The 16,540-nt window shown below is 41.8% G+C and carries 16 protein-coding genes; 13 read left to right on the forward strand and 3 right to left on the reverse strand.

What is annotated here, in order from left to right:
* On the reverse strand, positions 1-513 hold the full coding sequence (locus FHS68_RS21670) for a hypothetical protein (RefSeq protein ID WP_167274838.1): 513 nt from the start codon (positions 511-513) through the stop codon (positions 1-3).
* A 140-nt stretch (positions 514-653) separates the two neighbouring features.
* Between FHS68_RS21670 and FHS68_RS26860 the strand changes: the two genes are divergently transcribed.
* The 3 genes from FHS68_RS26860 (at position 654) to FHS68_RS21685 (ending at position 2,804) form a co-directional block, all read left to right on the forward strand.
* A complete protein-coding gene (locus tag FHS68_RS26860; protein ID WP_167274841.1) occupies positions 654-944 on the forward strand; it encodes a BrnT family toxin in 291 nt (96 codons plus the stop codon).
* 119 nt (positions 945-1,063) lie between these two features.
* Complete coding sequence (locus FHS68_RS21680; RefSeq protein WP_167274844.1) at positions 1,064-1,624, forward strand: cob(I)yrinic acid a,c-diamide adenosyltransferase; 561 nt, start codon at positions 1,064-1,066, stop codon at positions 1,622-1,624.
* 112 nt (positions 1,625-1,736) lie between these two features.
* A complete protein-coding gene (locus FHS68_RS21685; protein WP_167274846.1) occupies positions 1,737-2,804 on the forward strand; it encodes a branched-chain amino acid aminotransferase in 1,068 nt (355 codons plus the stop codon).
* 67 nt (positions 2,805-2,871) lie between these two features.
* Here FHS68_RS21685 and FHS68_RS21690 read toward each other — a convergent pair whose 3' ends face one another.
* A complete protein-coding gene (locus FHS68_RS21690; RefSeq protein WP_167274849.1) occupies positions 2,872-3,756 on the reverse strand; it encodes an AraC family transcriptional regulator in 885 nt (294 codons plus the stop codon).
* A 187-nt stretch (positions 3,757-3,943) separates the two neighbouring features.
* Between FHS68_RS21690 and FHS68_RS21695 the strand changes: the two genes are divergently transcribed.
* The 7 genes from FHS68_RS21695 (at position 3,944) to FHS68_RS21725 (ending at position 13,087) form a co-directional block, all read left to right on the forward strand.
* Entirely contained in the window at positions 3,944-5,764 is a 1,821-nt protein-coding gene (locus FHS68_RS21695) for a sodium:solute symporter family protein (protein ID WP_167274852.1), read from the forward strand.
* A gap of 326 nt (positions 5,765-6,090) precedes the next feature.
* Complete coding sequence (locus FHS68_RS21700; RefSeq protein ID WP_167274855.1) at positions 6,091-9,276, forward strand: SusC/RagA family TonB-linked outer membrane protein; 3,186 nt, start codon at positions 6,091-6,093, stop codon at positions 9,274-9,276.
* Positions 9,277-9,286: 10 nt separating this feature from the next.
* Positions 9,287-10,885, forward strand: coding sequence for a SusD/RagB family nutrient-binding outer membrane lipoprotein (locus tag FHS68_RS21705; protein WP_167274858.1), 1,599 nt, complete (start codon positions 9,287-9,289; stop codon positions 10,883-10,885).
* Between the two features lie 108 nt (positions 10,886-10,993).
* Positions 10,994-11,509: a cupin domain-containing protein gene (locus FHS68_RS21710; protein WP_167274860.1), complete on the forward strand. Its 516-nt coding sequence runs from the start codon at positions 10,994-10,996 to the stop codon at positions 11,507-11,509.
* Positions 11,510-11,580: 71 nt separating this feature from the next.
* Positions 11,581-11,772 carry a hypothetical protein gene (locus FHS68_RS21715; RefSeq protein ID WP_167274862.1) on the forward strand — a complete coding sequence of 64 codons (192 nt, stop codon included), beginning with the start codon at positions 11,581-11,583 and terminating at the stop codon, positions 11,770-11,772.
* Between the two features lie 72 nt (positions 11,773-11,844).
* Positions 11,845-12,126, forward strand: a complete 282-nt coding sequence (locus FHS68_RS26865; RefSeq protein WP_167274865.1) for a PIN domain-containing protein — start codon at positions 11,845-11,847, stop codon at positions 12,124-12,126.
* Positions 12,127-12,190: 64 nt separating this feature from the next.
* Complete coding sequence (locus FHS68_RS21725) at positions 12,191-13,087, forward strand: DUF72 domain-containing protein (protein ID WP_167274867.1); 897 nt, start codon at positions 12,191-12,193, stop codon at positions 13,085-13,087.
* 13 nt (positions 13,088-13,100) lie between these two features.
* On the opposite strand, the gene FHS68_RS21730 is transcribed toward FHS68_RS21725, so the two are convergent.
* Positions 13,101-14,051 carry an MBL fold metallo-hydrolase gene (locus FHS68_RS21730; protein ID WP_167274870.1) on the reverse strand — a complete coding sequence of 317 codons (951 nt, stop codon included), beginning with the start codon at positions 14,049-14,051 and terminating at the stop codon, positions 13,101-13,103.
* 89 nt (positions 14,052-14,140) lie between these two features.
* Between FHS68_RS21730 and FHS68_RS21735 the strand changes: the two genes are divergently transcribed.
* Genes FHS68_RS21735 through FHS68_RS21745 form a run of 3 tightly spaced genes read left to right on the forward strand, consistent with a single transcriptional unit; the run spans position 14,141 to position 16,540 of the window.
* A complete protein-coding gene (locus FHS68_RS21735) occupies positions 14,141-15,628 on the forward strand; it encodes a cryptochrome/photolyase family protein (RefSeq protein ID WP_167274872.1) in 1,488 nt (495 codons plus the stop codon).
* Positions 15,629-15,673: 45 nt separating this feature from the next.
* A complete protein-coding gene (locus FHS68_RS21740) occupies positions 15,674-16,123 on the forward strand; it encodes a GNAT family N-acetyltransferase (protein WP_167274875.1) in 450 nt (149 codons plus the stop codon).
* 48 nt (positions 16,124-16,171) lie between these two features.
* Positions 16,172-16,540: a VOC family protein gene (locus tag FHS68_RS21745; protein WP_167274877.1), complete on the forward strand. Its 369-nt coding sequence runs from the start codon at positions 16,172-16,174 to the stop codon at positions 16,538-16,540.

The raw sequence follows: 16,540 nt of genomic DNA on the forward strand, positions 1-16,540 counted from the left end.
TTACAATTTATCTTCGGGAACCGGGGGCCATAGCAAGCGTATCGGAAGTGCAAAAACAAAGATGATCAACGCTAAACCCACATAATACAGCCAGGAGAAATCGAAAACATCCAGCTTGTATTGTGTACTGTTAATGGTTGCCAAGGCAAAAAGGCTGAATCCGATAATGGTATTGATAACAGCGACAAGGCAAAAAAGCCAGTTTGTTAAATGCTCATTCAGTTCCTCGCGATGATGCGACCAGACCTTTTTTTTGAGGATTGGAAGGTGGTCTGCATCTATCTTCGGAACGTGTTTTGCAAAGGCAGCAATGATGACATTATTAAGCAGGAAGAGCGCCATGATGATGTAAAAAATATGCTCCTTATCAACATATCTTTCTGCCAGACCGGTATTTGAGAAATCGACTGCTACCATGTCCGGAAATAAAGAATACGTCCAAAGCAGCGCGCCAATAACAAACAAGACAGACATCCAGCGCCAAACTTTGATGACAAAAGTTGTAATTTTCATGAATTCGTAACCTCAGAAAGGTTTTATTTCGCCATAGTAAATCAGGCCGCAAAATTAGGTTGGGGAGTTTCTAAAACCTAATTGAGAATCGTTAACTTTGGGGACTTACTCTCCTTTTTGCAACACACACTAAATAGTCAATGATTGAATTTGAATGGGATCAGAATAATATAAAACATGTTTGTGAGGATTATCCAGAAAGAAAAAACACGATATCAGATGTCGAAAGTGTGTTTTATGACCCAAATTTATTGCCAGTCGAGAAAAAACAAGTGGGGAGAGAGCAGAGAAGGTATGCTGTAGGATTATCCAGTTCAGGAGTTATTTGTTTTGTTATTTTTACTATTGGCGAGAGACGGATAAGACCAATAAGTTGTTGGCCCGCAAATTCTCAAACAAAAAGACGGTATTATGAAAACATTAAAGACTAAGACTGTTGCAGTCATAAAAAATAGTCACACTAAAGAGGAGATGGAAGAAATTGAAAGGGAGTTTTTGACTATGGAAAAATCGCCCTGCACAATTCAACAACTGATCGAAATGAGCCGCAATGAAAATTTACACAAAGACCGGAGATAAGGGAACAACGTCCCTGATCGGCGGCACCAGGCTAAGCAAGGCGCACGTAAGAATCGAAGCGTACGGAACTGTGGATGAATTGAATAGCTACATTGGCCTGCTTCGTGATCAGCACGTCAATGAAAACCACAGAGATTTTTTAAAGGAAATTCAGGACCGTCTTTTTACAATAGGCTCTCATCTCGCTTCCGAACCTGAGCAGACAAAACGAATATTGCCAGATTTGGAAGAAAAGGATATCCTTTTTTTGGAAAATGAAATGGATATTATTGAAGCGAAAATTCCTCCGTTAAATGCTTTCGTTCTCCCGGGAGGTCATCAATCCGTATCATTTGGCCATGTTGCCCGCACCGTTTGCCGCCGTGCCGAACGTGCTGTGATCCATTTACAACAAGGTGAAGAGGTCGAAGCCATTGTAATCCGCTATCTCAACCGCCTTTCCGACTACCTCTTTATGCTTTGTCGTGCAATGACTTACGAGTTGGAAGTGGAAGAAGTGACATGGAAACCCAGGGTATCTTCAAAAAAATAATTGTTATACTAAATATCGATTATTTACAGATTTAATTTTTTAAATTGCGTGACTCGGGTAAATCGAGACAACTCCCTTTTTAATAGCTTTTGAAAATTAAAATCCTGGCATCATGACAGCCGACACATTGCAAATTGAGGTTCAGCAGACAAGTAAATCGCGTCTGCAAGAGGTTGATTTTAACAACCTGGTTTTTGGACGGAACATCTCCGACCATATGTTTATCGCAGAATACCGCGACGGTCAATGGAATGATTCGCGGATCATTCCTTACGGCGACCTATCACTAAGTCCTGCAACCGCTGCATTGCATTATGGACAAGCCATTTTTGAAGGTATGAAAGCCTACAAAAATGAAGAAGGCGACGTCCTTCTTTTCCGAGCTATTGATAATTGGAAAAGACTGAACAAATCCGCTGAGCGCCTTTGCATGCCGACTATTCCTGAAGAAATTTTCATGAACGGGCTTACTGAGCTACTTCGTCTTGATGCAGGATGGGTACCTTCTCAGCCCGGATGCTCCTTATATATTCGCCCATATATGTTCGCAACTGATCCATATATCGGTGTTAAACCTTCTGATTCTTACTACTTTATCATTTTCACAAGCCCGGTAGGCACTTATTATGCTAAACCTCCTCGCGTGAAAGTTGAAACACATTTTATTCGTGCCGCAGAAGGTGGTGTTGGCGCAACAAAATGCGCTGGTAATTATGCCGGTTCCCTTTATCCAGCCAAACTAGCACAACAAGAAGGATATGATCAGCTGATTTGGACAGATGCACGTGAGCATGCTTATATCGAGGAGTCAGGAACAATGAATATTATGTTCCTTCTTGATAAAAAATTAGTAACTCCTTATGTATCAGAAACGACGCTCGACGGAATAACCCGTAAAAGCATTGTAGCCATCGCACAGCATTGGGGAATTCCTGTTGAGGAACGAAGGGTAAGTGTAAAAGAAATTATTGACGGATTAAAAGATGGATCTCTGGAAGCCGCTTTTGGAGCGGGTACTGCCGTGGTAATTTCTCCGTTCGCAACGATCGCCTATGAAGGCGTTGACTATCCGCTTCCTGAAATCCTCGAAGACTCCTTTGTTAATAAAGTAAAAACATATCTGACTGACCTCCGCACAGGCAAGGTAGATGATGTTTTTGGATGGATGCTTAAAGTATAGCAGTCACATTCCTAAAATATAGAGGTTAAAGCAGAGATTGTAGTCTTTGCTTTGACCTTTTTCTTTTTCAAACGAATGTTCTTGTCCCAGAATAATTGCCCCGAAATTCTTTGGGTGTACATCCATTCTTATTCTTGAAAATCCGATTGAAGTACGACAAATTGTTGAAACCACATTTATAGGCAATCTCCGAAATCGTGTTGGTCGTATTAATCAGATATCTGGAGGCGTGACCAAGTCTTATTTCATTCAAACTTTCAATAAATGTTTTACCAGTACGCTTTTTGATAAACCTGCTGAATGACACCTCCGACATTCCGGCCAGTTTGGCAACACCTGCTAGATTAATTTCCTTATCATAATTGTCACGCATATAGGCAAATACCTTTTCAATGCGCCTGCTATTGAAATTAACATTTTCATCCGTAAACGTGCTGTTCGACAGCGTACGCATGTTTCGGGAAACCGAGAGATCATGCAAGATCGACATTAGTTCGAGAATCGAATCAAAACCACTTTTCTGTGACAAAGCCTGAAATCTGGGCATGAGGCGCTCGATGGTTTCCCTTGAAAATGCAATCCCTTTTGCCGATTTCTCTAAAAGTGACCTTACAAAAAAAAGCTGATTGCGTTTGAGAAATTTGTCATCGAATAAGTCCCTGTGAAACTGGACCGTTATTTCTTGCACCTCCGGCATGCCTTCTTCCCATTTATACGAATGCGTCAGCCAACCGTGCGGAAGGTTATTTCCTACCAATACCAGTTCTGCATCATCAATGATCTCCGTATGGTCTCCTATGATCCGTTTAACGCCTTTTCCGGAGAGAATGAGATTGAGCTCGTATTCTTCGTGTGTGTGAAGTGGAAAATCAAAAATGGTTTTACTTCGTGTGAAAACAGTAAAACAGTCGTATTGAGTGAGGGGAGTAATTTCACGGTAAATTTCATTCATAAATTACCAGGTTGAGAATATGTTTACTAAGCCGACAAAGGGTAGATAATATACCATATGCCTATATCAAAATTAATAACAAAATTTGCATATCACTTTCTCGAATATCTGTTCATTCCGCGTATCTTAAAATCAATTGATGAATAAACCCCAAGAACGTTGAGGAGCCGATTTGCAAAATCCTTCTATGAAATTGAATCCAATTGACTTCCTTGTCATTATTGCCTACCTACTGTTCGTATTATTCGTCGGAATTATTCTTAGAAAACAGGCCGGGCGCAGCAAAAATGATTATCTGCTTGGAGGAAAGTCCATCCCTTTTTGGATGCTCGGGATTTCAAATGCTTCCGGGATGTTCGATATATCAGGTACCGCCTGGATGGTATCGATTATGTTTGTGTATGGCGTAAAAAGCATTTGGCTTCCCTGGCTTTGGCCCGTTTTCAATCAGATATTTATGATGGTCTATATGTCTGGCTGGCTGCGGAAGTCTAATGTCTCCACTGGGGCAGAATGGATGCTTACCCGTTTCGGCAATCAGAGACAAGCCCGATTGGCACATCATATTATAATAGTGTTCGCCTTGATCAGCTGTTTAAGCTTTATGACCTATGCTTTTGTAGGTTTGGGTAAATTCATTGAAATCTTTATCCCCTGGCGGGTACTCAGCCCTTACGTCCCATTTAACATTGCACCTGAAAATGTTTCTGATTTTTACGGCATTGTTTTCACTGTTTTCACCGTCTTCTATTCTCTTCTAGGTGGGATGAAAAGCATTGTCTGGGCTGATTTTATTCACTACATCATTATGGTGATCATTTCTGTTTCAATAGCCGTGATTGCGATGCTGGCATTGCAAAATGCCGCGAAACTTCCCGTTCCCAAAGGTTGGACGGACCTCTTTTTTGGACTAAATCTGAATGTAGACTGGAGTGGGAAAATTCGAGAAGTGAATCAAAAAATAATAGATGATAAGTTTTCACCATTTGGTTTCTTCTTCGCACTAATGACTGTGAAAGGCATTCTCGCAAGTCTCGCTGGCCCAATGCCCAGCTATGATATGCAAAAAATCCTTTCCACGAAATCCCCAAAAGATGCGGCATTAATGAGCATGATCGTCAACATCGTCCTATTGCCAACCCGATACCTTTTGATTATCGGTGTAACCGTTCTTGGGCTTCTATTTTTTGACCGGATTAACATCACAGGCCCTAACGGAATGGACTTTGAGCGCATTTTACCTGCGATTTTAAATAATTACATTCCTCCGGGCCTCCTGGGCCTGGTATTAGTCGGGCTCATGGGCGCTTTCATGAGTTCATTTGCAGGAACATTCAATGCAGCGCAGGCTTATCTCGTCAATGACGTATACCTGAAATCAGTTAATCCGAAAGCAAAGAATAAAGAAATTTCCCGGGTGACTTATTTAATTGGCCTGGCTGTAGTTTCCATCAGTATCGTGACCGGTCTGTTGGTGAAAGATGTAAACAGCACTTTGTTATGGATTGTATCAGCCCTATATGGAGGATACCTTGCCTCCAATGTTTTAAAATTTTATTGGTGGAGGTTCAATAGTAATGGCTTTTTTGCAGGGATGCTGGCAGGAATCATTTGCGCAATGTGCTGTCCGTACCACTTCCCAGACACATTACCATTGTATTATTTCCCCCTCATACTTTTAATATCCACAGTCGGAGCTATTGCAGGATCATTATTAACCCCGGCAACAGATATGGAAACATTGAAAGCATTTTATCAAAATATAAACCCCTGGGGTTTCTGGAAAACAGTTGAGATTGAAGTCAGAAAAGATAATCCTGCCTTTAAACCTAACCCTAATTTCCGTCTCGATATGTTCAATGTGATGATCGGGATCATTGCTCAAACTGCACTTACTTCCATACCTGTGTTCCTGGTTTTACTGATGCCAACGCAAACTGCATTGGCTATTACTGTCATGATTATTTGTGCAGTAATACTTTACAAAACTTGGTATCGCACTTTATGAAATGGCAGTTTAAACATGCCAATTATATAACTCTAACATCACGTATATAGGCTAACGGCATCTTTACACTTTGGTTAAAATACTGCATAGAATTTTTTTAGCAAATTGATGACCCAATGCTGTAAAAAAGTGCAATACGCGTCCCTTTCCACGTTTCTACTTTTCCAATATAAACTCTACATTAACATAGGGTTAAATATGTGTCACTTTTAGCTAAAAAAACACTATATATTTGTGTATGAAGCCGTGGTATATTTGACTTAATTTTTAGTATATTTCCCTGTATAAATTATTTCTTTAACCTATCCAGAAGTAAAAGTAAACGTATGAAAAAAAATCTACTCATTAACATGATGGTACTGCTCTCTGTGCTCGCTCTCCCGGGTTATGCACAGGATATGACGGTATCCGGAAAAGTGACTGATGCGAGCGGCGGAGACATTGCCGGTGTAAACGTAGTCGTAAAAGGTACCACCAGAGGTACTTCCACCAATGACAAAGGAGAATATAGTGTTACTGTCGAAAAAGGCAAAATTTTGACATTTAGTTACATTGGTTATATAACCAAAGAAGAAGTAGCCAACGCTACGATCCTCAATGTAGCTCTTGCAGCAGAAGCCACTGCATTGAATGAAGTAGTTGTGACTGCTCTCGGTATCAGCAGGGATAAAAGAGCGCTTGCTTATTCCATTACAGAAGTAAATGGCAGCAACCTTACTGCGGCCCGCGAAGCCAACCTTGGTAACGCATTAGCAGGACGAGTTGCAGGGGTGAATGTAAGCAAGATTGCTACGGGACCTGCCGGGTCATCCAGGGTCATTATCCGGGGAAACAAATCCTTGCAAGGCAATAACCAGCCTTTGTACGTAATCGATGGTATTCCGATGGATAACAGCAACTTCGGTCAGGCTGGTCTTTGGGGTGGATCCGATGAAGGCGATGGTTTGTCCAGTATCAACCCGGACGACATTGAGTCCATCACTGTATTGAAAGGTGCAAACGCCGCAGCACTTTACGGTTCACGCGCTGCAAATGGTGTTATTAACGTAACTACCAAGCGTGGAACCAAAAGAAAAGGAGTTGGTATCGAATTTGGATCAAATTATGTATTTGAACAACTTAATGACCTTTCCGACCTTCAGAAATCCTATGGAGCGGGTTCTTATGTCGAAAGAGTAGCTTCCAAACCTGCCAACCAGAATCAGGCATACGATTGGGGTGATGACTCTTGGGGTCCTAAGTATGACGGCAGCTCGGTAATCGGTTTCGATGGTAAAATGCATCCTTACTCTTATGGAGGTGACAATTTCAAGAGATACCTGAAAACAGGCCACGCCTTCACTAATAACCTGGCCTTTTCAGGTGGTAATGAAACCCAAAATTTCCGCGCTTCGGTTACCAATTTGAAAAGCAAATCTATTATTCCAAATTCAGGTTTTGACAGGATTAACATTTCTTTGTCTACCCAATCAAAATTTGGAAAAAGGCTAACATTGGACGCTAAGGTACTTTATTCGGAAGAAAAAGCTAAAAACAGACCAAATGTATCTGACTCCCCAGGAAACGCAATTCAAACACTGTGGAGAATACCTGGTGACATTAATGTGCTTGATTATTATGGCGATCCTGACAAACCTGGTGCAATTCCAGCTGGAGCCGACGCAGCAAGTCTTGGTATCTGGGGTAAAGAAGTAGGTGAAGAATTACAGCAAGCCAATAATAACTGGGGCCAAAATCCATATTGGACAGCTTATCAGTTCATCAAATCAGATCAGAAAAACAGGATCATCACTTCTGGCCAGCTGAAATATCAGGTCACAGACTGGCTGTTCATCCAAGGTCGCGTGGGATTGGATAAATACACCCGTCGTTCGGAAGGACTTACTCCTGAAGGAACTGGTTATCAGCGCGGTGGTGCAAGAAACCTGGGTAGCTGGAATGTTCAGGAATTGAATGCCGAGTATACAATTGGCGTAACCAAAGAATTTGGAAAATTTGGTATCACTGCATTCGGAGGTGGCAACAGGATGAGAAGAAAGTATGAATCCATCAACACTTATGGTAACGGCTTCAACGTTCAGTTTTTCCCCGCACTTAATAACGTTAAACAAAAATCCTTTGACTATTATCCAGAAGAATCAGGTATCAATTCCTTGCTGGGATCTGCCGAAATATCATATGATGGATTTTTGTTCGTGACTGCGACTGCGAGAAATGACTGGTTCTCGGTATTAAATCCAAAAACCAACAGCATTCTTTATCCTTCAATTGGATCAAGTTTCGTGTTCTCTGATGCGATCAAAGGTCTTCCATCCTGGATCTCCTATGGTAAGATCAGGGCGTCATGGGCACAGGTTGGTAATGTTACAATCGGGCCATACGCAACCAATTCGACTTATTCATTGAATGGAAACCCCCACTTGGGTTATTCAATGGCTTCGTTTTCTTCTGCAATGGGTAACGGTGGAAACATTCCAAACGCTAACCTTAAACCACTTACGGTGACAGAAACTGAGCTTGGTATTGACTTCCGCCTTTTTAACAACAAACTGGGTGTTGATTTTACTTACTACGATCAACAAACTACGGACGATATCCTGAATGCGACCATATCAAGAGCTTCCGGCTTTGGTAGTACTTCGGTTAACCTTGGAAAACTGCAAAATAGAGGGGTTGAATTGTTGCTGACAGTAACCCCCCTCAAATCTAGCAGCGTTACCTGGGATGTGACTTTGAATTTGGCGAAAAACACCAACAAGGTTAAATCCCTGATTGATGGGGTAAATGAACTTGTCATGGACGAACCCCGTACAAGAAATACATACGTGAAAAATATCGTGGGCCAACCTTTTGGTATGATCACCGGCCGCGTCCAGAAACTGTCTCCTGACGGCCAGCCCGTATTTTTCAGCGATGGACGTCCGGTAGGTTCTGATGGGTATGAAATCATTGGGAACGGTATCGCTAAAATGACAGGTGGACTTACCAATGCATTTAACTACAAAGGATTTGACCTTTCGTTCCTGGTTGACTTTAAAGTGGGCGGAGACCTGCTTTCAGGCACAAACATGAGACTTGACGCATGGGGAGTAAGCAAAAGATCATTGCAGGGAAGAGAAGGCGAAGCTCCGCTGACCGTTACAGGTGTTGTTCAGGAAGGCACAGAGTATAAGCCATTTACTAAAACCCTTACTCCACAGGAGGCTTACAATTACTGGGGTTCTGTGGGCGGTGAAACCAATGGTGTAACGACCATGTACCTTTATGATGCTTCGTTCGTGAAGTTGAGACAATTAACGCTTGGATATTCATTCCCAAAGAAATTGTTGGAAAAAACTCCTCTTCAAAATTTGACGCTTTCATTCGTAGGTCGTAACCTGGCTATCCTGTTCAAGAACACGCCGAACATTGATCCGGAGTCGACTTATGCAAATGGAAACTCACAAGGTTTTGATTACTTCGGATTTCCATCGACACGCAGTTACGGTTTCAATTTGAGAGCAACATTTTAATTACTGAACAATGAAAAATTTGAAAAGATATATAAAGTACGGTTTGGCAGTGGTATTGGTGACGGGTTGCGACACCAAACAACTCCATGATCTGAACATTAACCCGCAAGCATTGAATGAAGTCGACCTGAATTTCATATTCACTTCAACCGAGCTTGCCATCGCTTCCAATGGAACAACCGGTGATAATAGGTATATCGACTGGCGTACCAACATTGGCATGTGCGCTTACGCGATCCAGCATCTGGCCAGCTCTGGCGGAGGTATTTCTCCTGGAGACAAGTATACCAGCAACGCCGAAACCAACGCCGCGCCATTTGAATTTACTTACAATGACCAGTTGAAAAACGTTGCAGAAATCCTGAAACAATCGGGACCGGGCGGTTTTGCGGAAGGGAAGTATAAAAATATGCGTAATGCTGCTCGGATCATTCGTGCTTTCAGCTTTGCCCGTCTGACCGATTTTTATGGTAACATTCCTTATTTTGAAGCTAATCAGGGTATGGAAGGTATTTTTTTCCCTAAATACGATACACAGGACGCAATCTATGCCGATCTTTTGAAGGAATTGGACGAAGCTACTGCTGGTATGAACACCGCAAATGGTGATGAAGGTTTTGGTGACGCTGATTTCATTTACAAAGGTGATATCACCAAATGGAAAAAATGGGGATATTCTTTGATGCTGAGACTGGCAATGCGCATTTCAAATGTAGATGCAGCAAAAGCAGCAACCTACGTGAGCAAAGCAGCTGCTGGTGGCGTTTTTACCAGCAATGCCGATAATGTTTGGATTACCATGGCAGATGGCCCAAGTGAATGGGTAAACCAAAACGGTATTTCCCGTGCTTTCAATCCGGGAGATGGCGGCCAGCCTTCTTATCTGAGCGCGACTTTGATAAATTTCCTCAAAGGAACCAATCAAGCTGTCGCAACAGATGATGATCCCCGTTTGATGATCATAAGTGGTGGTATCGGCGACTGGACTGCATCTTCGTATACGCCAACCGAGCTAAATCCGGTAAAGCAGAAAGGAATGCCCAACGGATTCGACCAACCGATGCTGGACAAACTGGAAGGGAAAGCAGTTGATGTTTCTAAGACCTATTCCAGGATCAATGTAAAAATGTTGCAGGATGCAGATCCATACATGATCATGAACTATGGAGAAGTAGAGCTACTGCTAGCCGAAGCGATCGAAAGAAAAATCGGATCAGGCATTGCCGGAACCGCCAAATCACATTATGACGCCGGTGTAAAAGCTTCCATGCAAATGTATACACCTTACGATGCAACATTGACTGTATCTGATGCTGCTGCGGCTGCTTATCTGACAGCATATCCTTATGGTACTGCAAAACCTGCATTGGAAATGATCGGCGAGCAATTGTGGGTAAACAAATTCTTCAACTGGTGGGAAGCATGGTCCGACTGGAGAAGAACAGGATTCCCTAAGCTAACGCCAACCAACTATCCGGGTAATGTAACTGGCGGAATAATACCTGTGAGACTTCGCTATCCGACCAATGAAGTAGCTGGTAACCCGAATTACCAAACAGGTGCCACATTGCCTGATGATTTCATCACCAAAGTATGGTGGGACAAATAGTATAAATTAGTAGATATAATTCAAAAGATGTCCTGAATATTTTGGGGCATCTTTTTGTTTTTTATCCTAATTTTGAGATCCACGTGATTCTTATCAATTCTTATAAATATGATACAATCGTTCACAGCAGCGGCTGACAAGGATGCTGTTTTTGCAAAAGTTCAGCAGTTTATAGACGAACAAGGATTTACGGTAGTAAGTAAAGATCATTCCCGTCCGTGGGGTGGTTTTTTTGTTTTAGATGAAAGCGAAGCTCCTCAGTTCATTTCCACTTTTTTCCCACACCTTTCTCTGGCAGACTTTGCTGGTTATGAGAAACTCAGCCCTAAAATCCTCGTTGTAGCACCCAACAAGAGATTGTCGTGGCAATATCACCATCGTCGTGCTGAAATATGGAAAGTGATCGGCGGTAATGCAGGGATTGTGATCAGTGATACTGATGAAGAAACAGAGCTTCGTCAGCTACCCATTGGAACGGTCGTCGACCTTAAAAAAGGCGAGCGTCACCGGCTGGTCGGTGTAGACGAATGGGGATTCGTAGCAGAAATATGGCAGCATACCGATCCGTCGAATCCTTCTGACGAAGAGGATATTGTCAGGGTTCAGGACGATTTTGGCCGGTAAAATTTCCCTTCTCGAATAAAGCTGGAAGGTTTCAAAGATCATTTTTAGTAAATTTGGTAAAACGGCCCATCATGATGACACTTACAGTTGATATTAAAAAAAATTATGCGCTTTCTGTATTAGAGGGCCTCGAAAAAATAGGAGCTATCAACATTACCGAATCAGTGGATGCGTCAGTTGCAAAAAGAAAAAAAACTTATGACGCCATAAAAATTAGCCTCAGAGGTTATCGCTTTAACAGGGAAGATGCTAATGAACGGTGAAAAGTGCTTCCTTGACACTAATATAATTCTCTATTGCTATGCTGATGATGAGCCCGCAAAAATCGGACGGCATTGGAGATTGCAGGGATCACCCATACCTACGTATCCACTCAGGTTGTAAAAGAAACATGTAATATTTTGCACAAAAAATTCAAATTGTCCTGGCAGAGAATTGAATGGGTGGTTAATGAGATTGAGAGCAACAATGAAATTATTCAGGTAAAATTGCCAGCGATCAAAAGGGCGATTTTTTTAGCCGATCGCTATCAGTTTCAATGGTTTGATTCCATAATTGTTGCATCCGCGTTAGAAAGTGGCTGCACTGTCCTATACTCCGAAGTATCTGCAAGATGAATTCAAAATCGAAAACTGGTAATCAAAAATCCCTTTAAGTAGGATAGAAATTAATTAAGCCACCATGAAATTCGGAAAAGTTGATAACCCTGACGATGTAGATTTCAAATTACCGGAGGATTCGCTTGCAAATAAAGAATTGCTGAGTAAAGCTGCGCAAACAGGTAAACCGGATATTTACATTGGCTGCGCTAAGTGGAATAAAACTGATCTCAAAAGCTTTTACCCGAAAGGGACGAAAGACGAACTGGCATATTACGCCACTCAATTCAATAGCATTGAATTAAATGCAACATTCTACAATAACTTCCCGGTAGAAACCATTGAGGCCTGGTACAATAAAACACCTGCCAACTTTCGATTTTTTCCAAAAATCCATCAAGGGATAAGTCATTGGAAACGTCTCAAAGATGCGAAGGAACCAATGGATCTGTACCTGGACGGAATTTCTCATTTGCAGGAAAAATTAGGAATGATCTTTCTTCAGATGCCAGATAATTTTGGCCCGAAAAACTGGGAAATACTCAAAGCATTTCTGGAAGAATGGCCTTCCGGATTCCCACTTGCATTGGAATTACGCCATACCGGCTGGTACGACGGCTCGTTTAAAAGTGAGGACCTTTACGAAGTTTTAGAAAAGAAAAATATCACCCATATCGTTACCGACTCTGCAGGTCGACGGGATTTATTACACATGCGACTGACCACCCCGACAGCATTTGTACGTTACAATGGCGCCAATGTGGATTCGGATTATACGCGCCTTGACGATTGGTTCGAAAGGCTAAAGCTTTGGACGAATGAAGGTATCCGGAACATTTATTTTTTTGTTCACCAAAACCACGAGGAGGCTTCTCCACTGCTCTCTGGTTATCTGATTAAGCGGTTCAATGAAGAATTGGGTATGGATCTTAAAATTCCTTTGAATCCGGTTGCTGCGGCTCCACCGAAGCTCAATTAAACAACACAACATTCTATTTGAGTTCAAAGGATTTGCCCTGCTCAGGAAATATCAAGTTCAGACCCCACGTGTTAGCCACCGTAAGTTGATGCCTGATCGTCTGTTCGTTGTTTCCTGTCGGCTTGAGATGCGTTACGATAACATTCAAGTTTTTTAAAGATTCTTGCCCTGCAAGTTTTTCGAGATTACTCAGCTCTCTCATAAACCAATTGGGAGTTAAATGTCCATATAACCTCCTGTCTGGCTGGTCATTAGGATACGAAACCTCTAACAAAATTCCCATAAGTGTCTTATTTCTGACCAATGGGGCAACTGCCCGCCAGACCAATTCCATCTTATTGCTTTTTTCCACTTCATCAGTTCCAGTATCTCCGAAATAGAGCAGATAATTTTCACCATTTTTGATTAGAAATGCAGCGCTTTCGTAAGGATTGGAATGACTAAGCCTGAATGCCTGCACAGACATTTCGGTTTGATCGATGACTGTTAACTGACTTTCAGCCAACACTTTATAGTTATACTTTTCCAAAGCGGGGTTGTTTCCTTCATTTCCCATGTTTGGCCAGCTCTGCCAATTGAAATAATGATTTTTGATCGTTTCAATGCAATGTTCAAATCCATATAAATTCTTGACGGTATCATCCGTTGAATTGATAATCATGCCGGATAAATGGTCCAAATGCGGATGGGAAATGAAATACGCCTTGATGTATTTTTTCAAAACCTCATCTGCCGAAACCGAAAATGCTTTCCTTGAAATTGCCTTTTGAATGCCATGACTTAGCGTACCCGCATCCAAACAGATGTAATTGGTTGAACCAATTGGAGCGACCATGTATGCTGAAAGATTGCCATCATCTCCTCCACCCTTCACGCCCAGCGGAACAACCTTGAAACCGCCTTGTCCAAAACAATTTGCGGCAGAGAAAATTACAATTGCAGTAACGCTTATCCGTATTCGCATGATTTTATTAGGATCAGTTTTTAAGCCAACGGCTTCCACTTAAATATAGGAAATTGTTGTAAAACAGGCTTATTTCAACTCTGCATCCAGTGAAAGCAATTACCTTAATATTTCCCCATCAGCTTTTTGAAAATCATCCCGCCATCTCTCCGGAACGAGAGGTGGTTATGGTTGAAGAATATCTGTTTTTTAATCAGTATCATTTTCACAAACACAAGCTCTTCCATCATCGGGCGAGCATGCAATTTTACAAGCGCTTTTTGGAGGAAAAAGGAATGCGTGTTGAATATATAGAAGCGCAAGAAGTGCATTCTGACATTCGGAAGCTAATTCCTATTCTTAAAAAACAAGGAATTGAAATCCTTCATTATGCAGATGTTACGGATGACTGGCTGCAAAAAAGGCTTGTAAAAACATCAAAGCAGACTGGCATTGTGATGATCCAATATGACACACCCATGTTCCTGAATACCGCAGAAGACCTTGATAAGTATTTCATGAATAAAAAGCGGTATTTCCAGGCCGACTTTTATGCAATGCAAAGGAAAAAGCTGAATATTTTGGTTGATGAAAAGGGACAGCCGGAAGGAGGCAAATGGAGTTTTGATACCGAAAATAGGTTGAAATTCCCCAAAAATGGGACAGCGCCGGTTATCAAATTTCCCATAGAAAATGATATTCATCAAGAAGCGCGGGAATATGTAGAGCAACACTATCCGGATAATTATGGCGAAATCCCTCGTGAAATCCGCTTCCCAATCAATTTCAAAGAAAGCCAGTCCTGGCTAAACCAATTTCTGAAAAAGCGCTTTGAGGAGTTTGGTAAATATGAGGATGCAATGGTCTCGGACCAGCACTTCCTGCATCACAGCGTAATCACCCCAATGCTGAACATTGGCTTGCTTACGCCAAAACAGGTTGCTGATCAGGTACTTCATATGGCCAAATCCGAAAATATTCCCATGAACTCGCTGGAAGGGTATATCAGGCAGGTTATCGGGTGGAGGGAGTACATGCATGGGGTTTATAAGTTCAAGGGAAGCAGGGAACGGACACGGAATTATTGGGGGTTCGAAAGAAAGATCCCTGAATCTTTTTGGAAAGGTGAAACCGGCATTGATCCCATTGATATCGTCATTAAAAAAATTCTTTCAACAAGTTACTGCCATCACATTGAGCGGCTGATGGTGCTCGGGAATTTTATGCTGCTCTGTGAATTTGACCCGGATGATGTTTATCTGTGGTTTATGGAAATGTTTATTGATGCTTATGATTGGGTTATGGTCCCCAATGTTTACGGCATGAGCCAGTTCGCCGACGGAGGACTGATGTCAACTAAACCATACATTAGCAGCAGCAATTATCTGCTCAAAATGAGTGACTTTAAGAAAGGGGACTGGCAACCAATCTGGGACGGATTGTTCTGGCGATTTATGGACCAGCACAGGAAATTTTTCACCAAAAATCCAAGACTCGGTATGTTGATCAGAACTTTTGACAATTTGCCAGAAGAGAAGCAAAAAGCGCACTTGCAAAACGCCAACTCCTATTTGCAGAAATTGGACAACCTGGCATAAGTTAAATCAGACATACCTTGTAATTTAGGTCATTGATTTGCAACTATGATCAACATTACCAGAACAGACAGCAACAATCCTGATTTTCAAAAGCTGACCAATAAACTGGACATTGAGCTCTGTCGCATTTACAATACCCAACCAAAGGATTACGAAGAATACAACCGCATAACCGATCTTGGAACCGTTGTTTTGGTTTACTTCAACTCAGACCCGATTGCGTGCGGATGCTTCAAAAAGTTGGATGAAACGACTGTTGAATTGAAAAGAATGTATGTAGATAGTGCTTTTCGTGGAAGGGGCATCGGTTCAACTATGGTAAAGGAACTGGAAAATTGGGCAATGGGGCTTGGAAGCAAGGCTGTCGTATTGGAAACAGGTAAAAAACAACCCGAGGCGATCGCCATGTATCGTAAATTAGGCTATCATAACATTTCAGGATATAGTAAGGATACCGAAACGGACAATAGCGTCTGCATGAAAAAAACGTTTTGACCAATGCAGGTCTCCAAGAATGCAATCTAAAACCCAAATATCAAACCGATGAAATTCCTAGGTCTAAGAACAACAATTTATAAGGTCAGCGACATTAATGCAGCCAAAGAATGGTTTGCAAATGCATTTGAAACCACTCCCTACTTCGATGAGCCATTTTATGTCGGTTTCAATATTGGCGGTTACGAACTTGGTTTGCAACCGGAAGACGTCGCGACAACCGAAAAAAGTGACAATGTGGTTACCTATTGGGGAACCGACCAAATTGATTCTGAATATGAAAAATTGATAACACTTGGAGCCACGGCACACGAATCACCGAATAATGTGGAAGGGGATATCGTCGTAGCATCCGTCAAAGATCCTTTTGGCAATGTAATTGGGCTGATCTATAATCCTGAATTTACTTTGGAATAG

This window comes from Dyadobacter arcticus (genome assembly GCF_011762185.1).
Lineage (GTDB): Bacteria > Bacteroidota > Bacteroidia > Cytophagales > Spirosomataceae > Dyadobacter > Dyadobacter arcticus.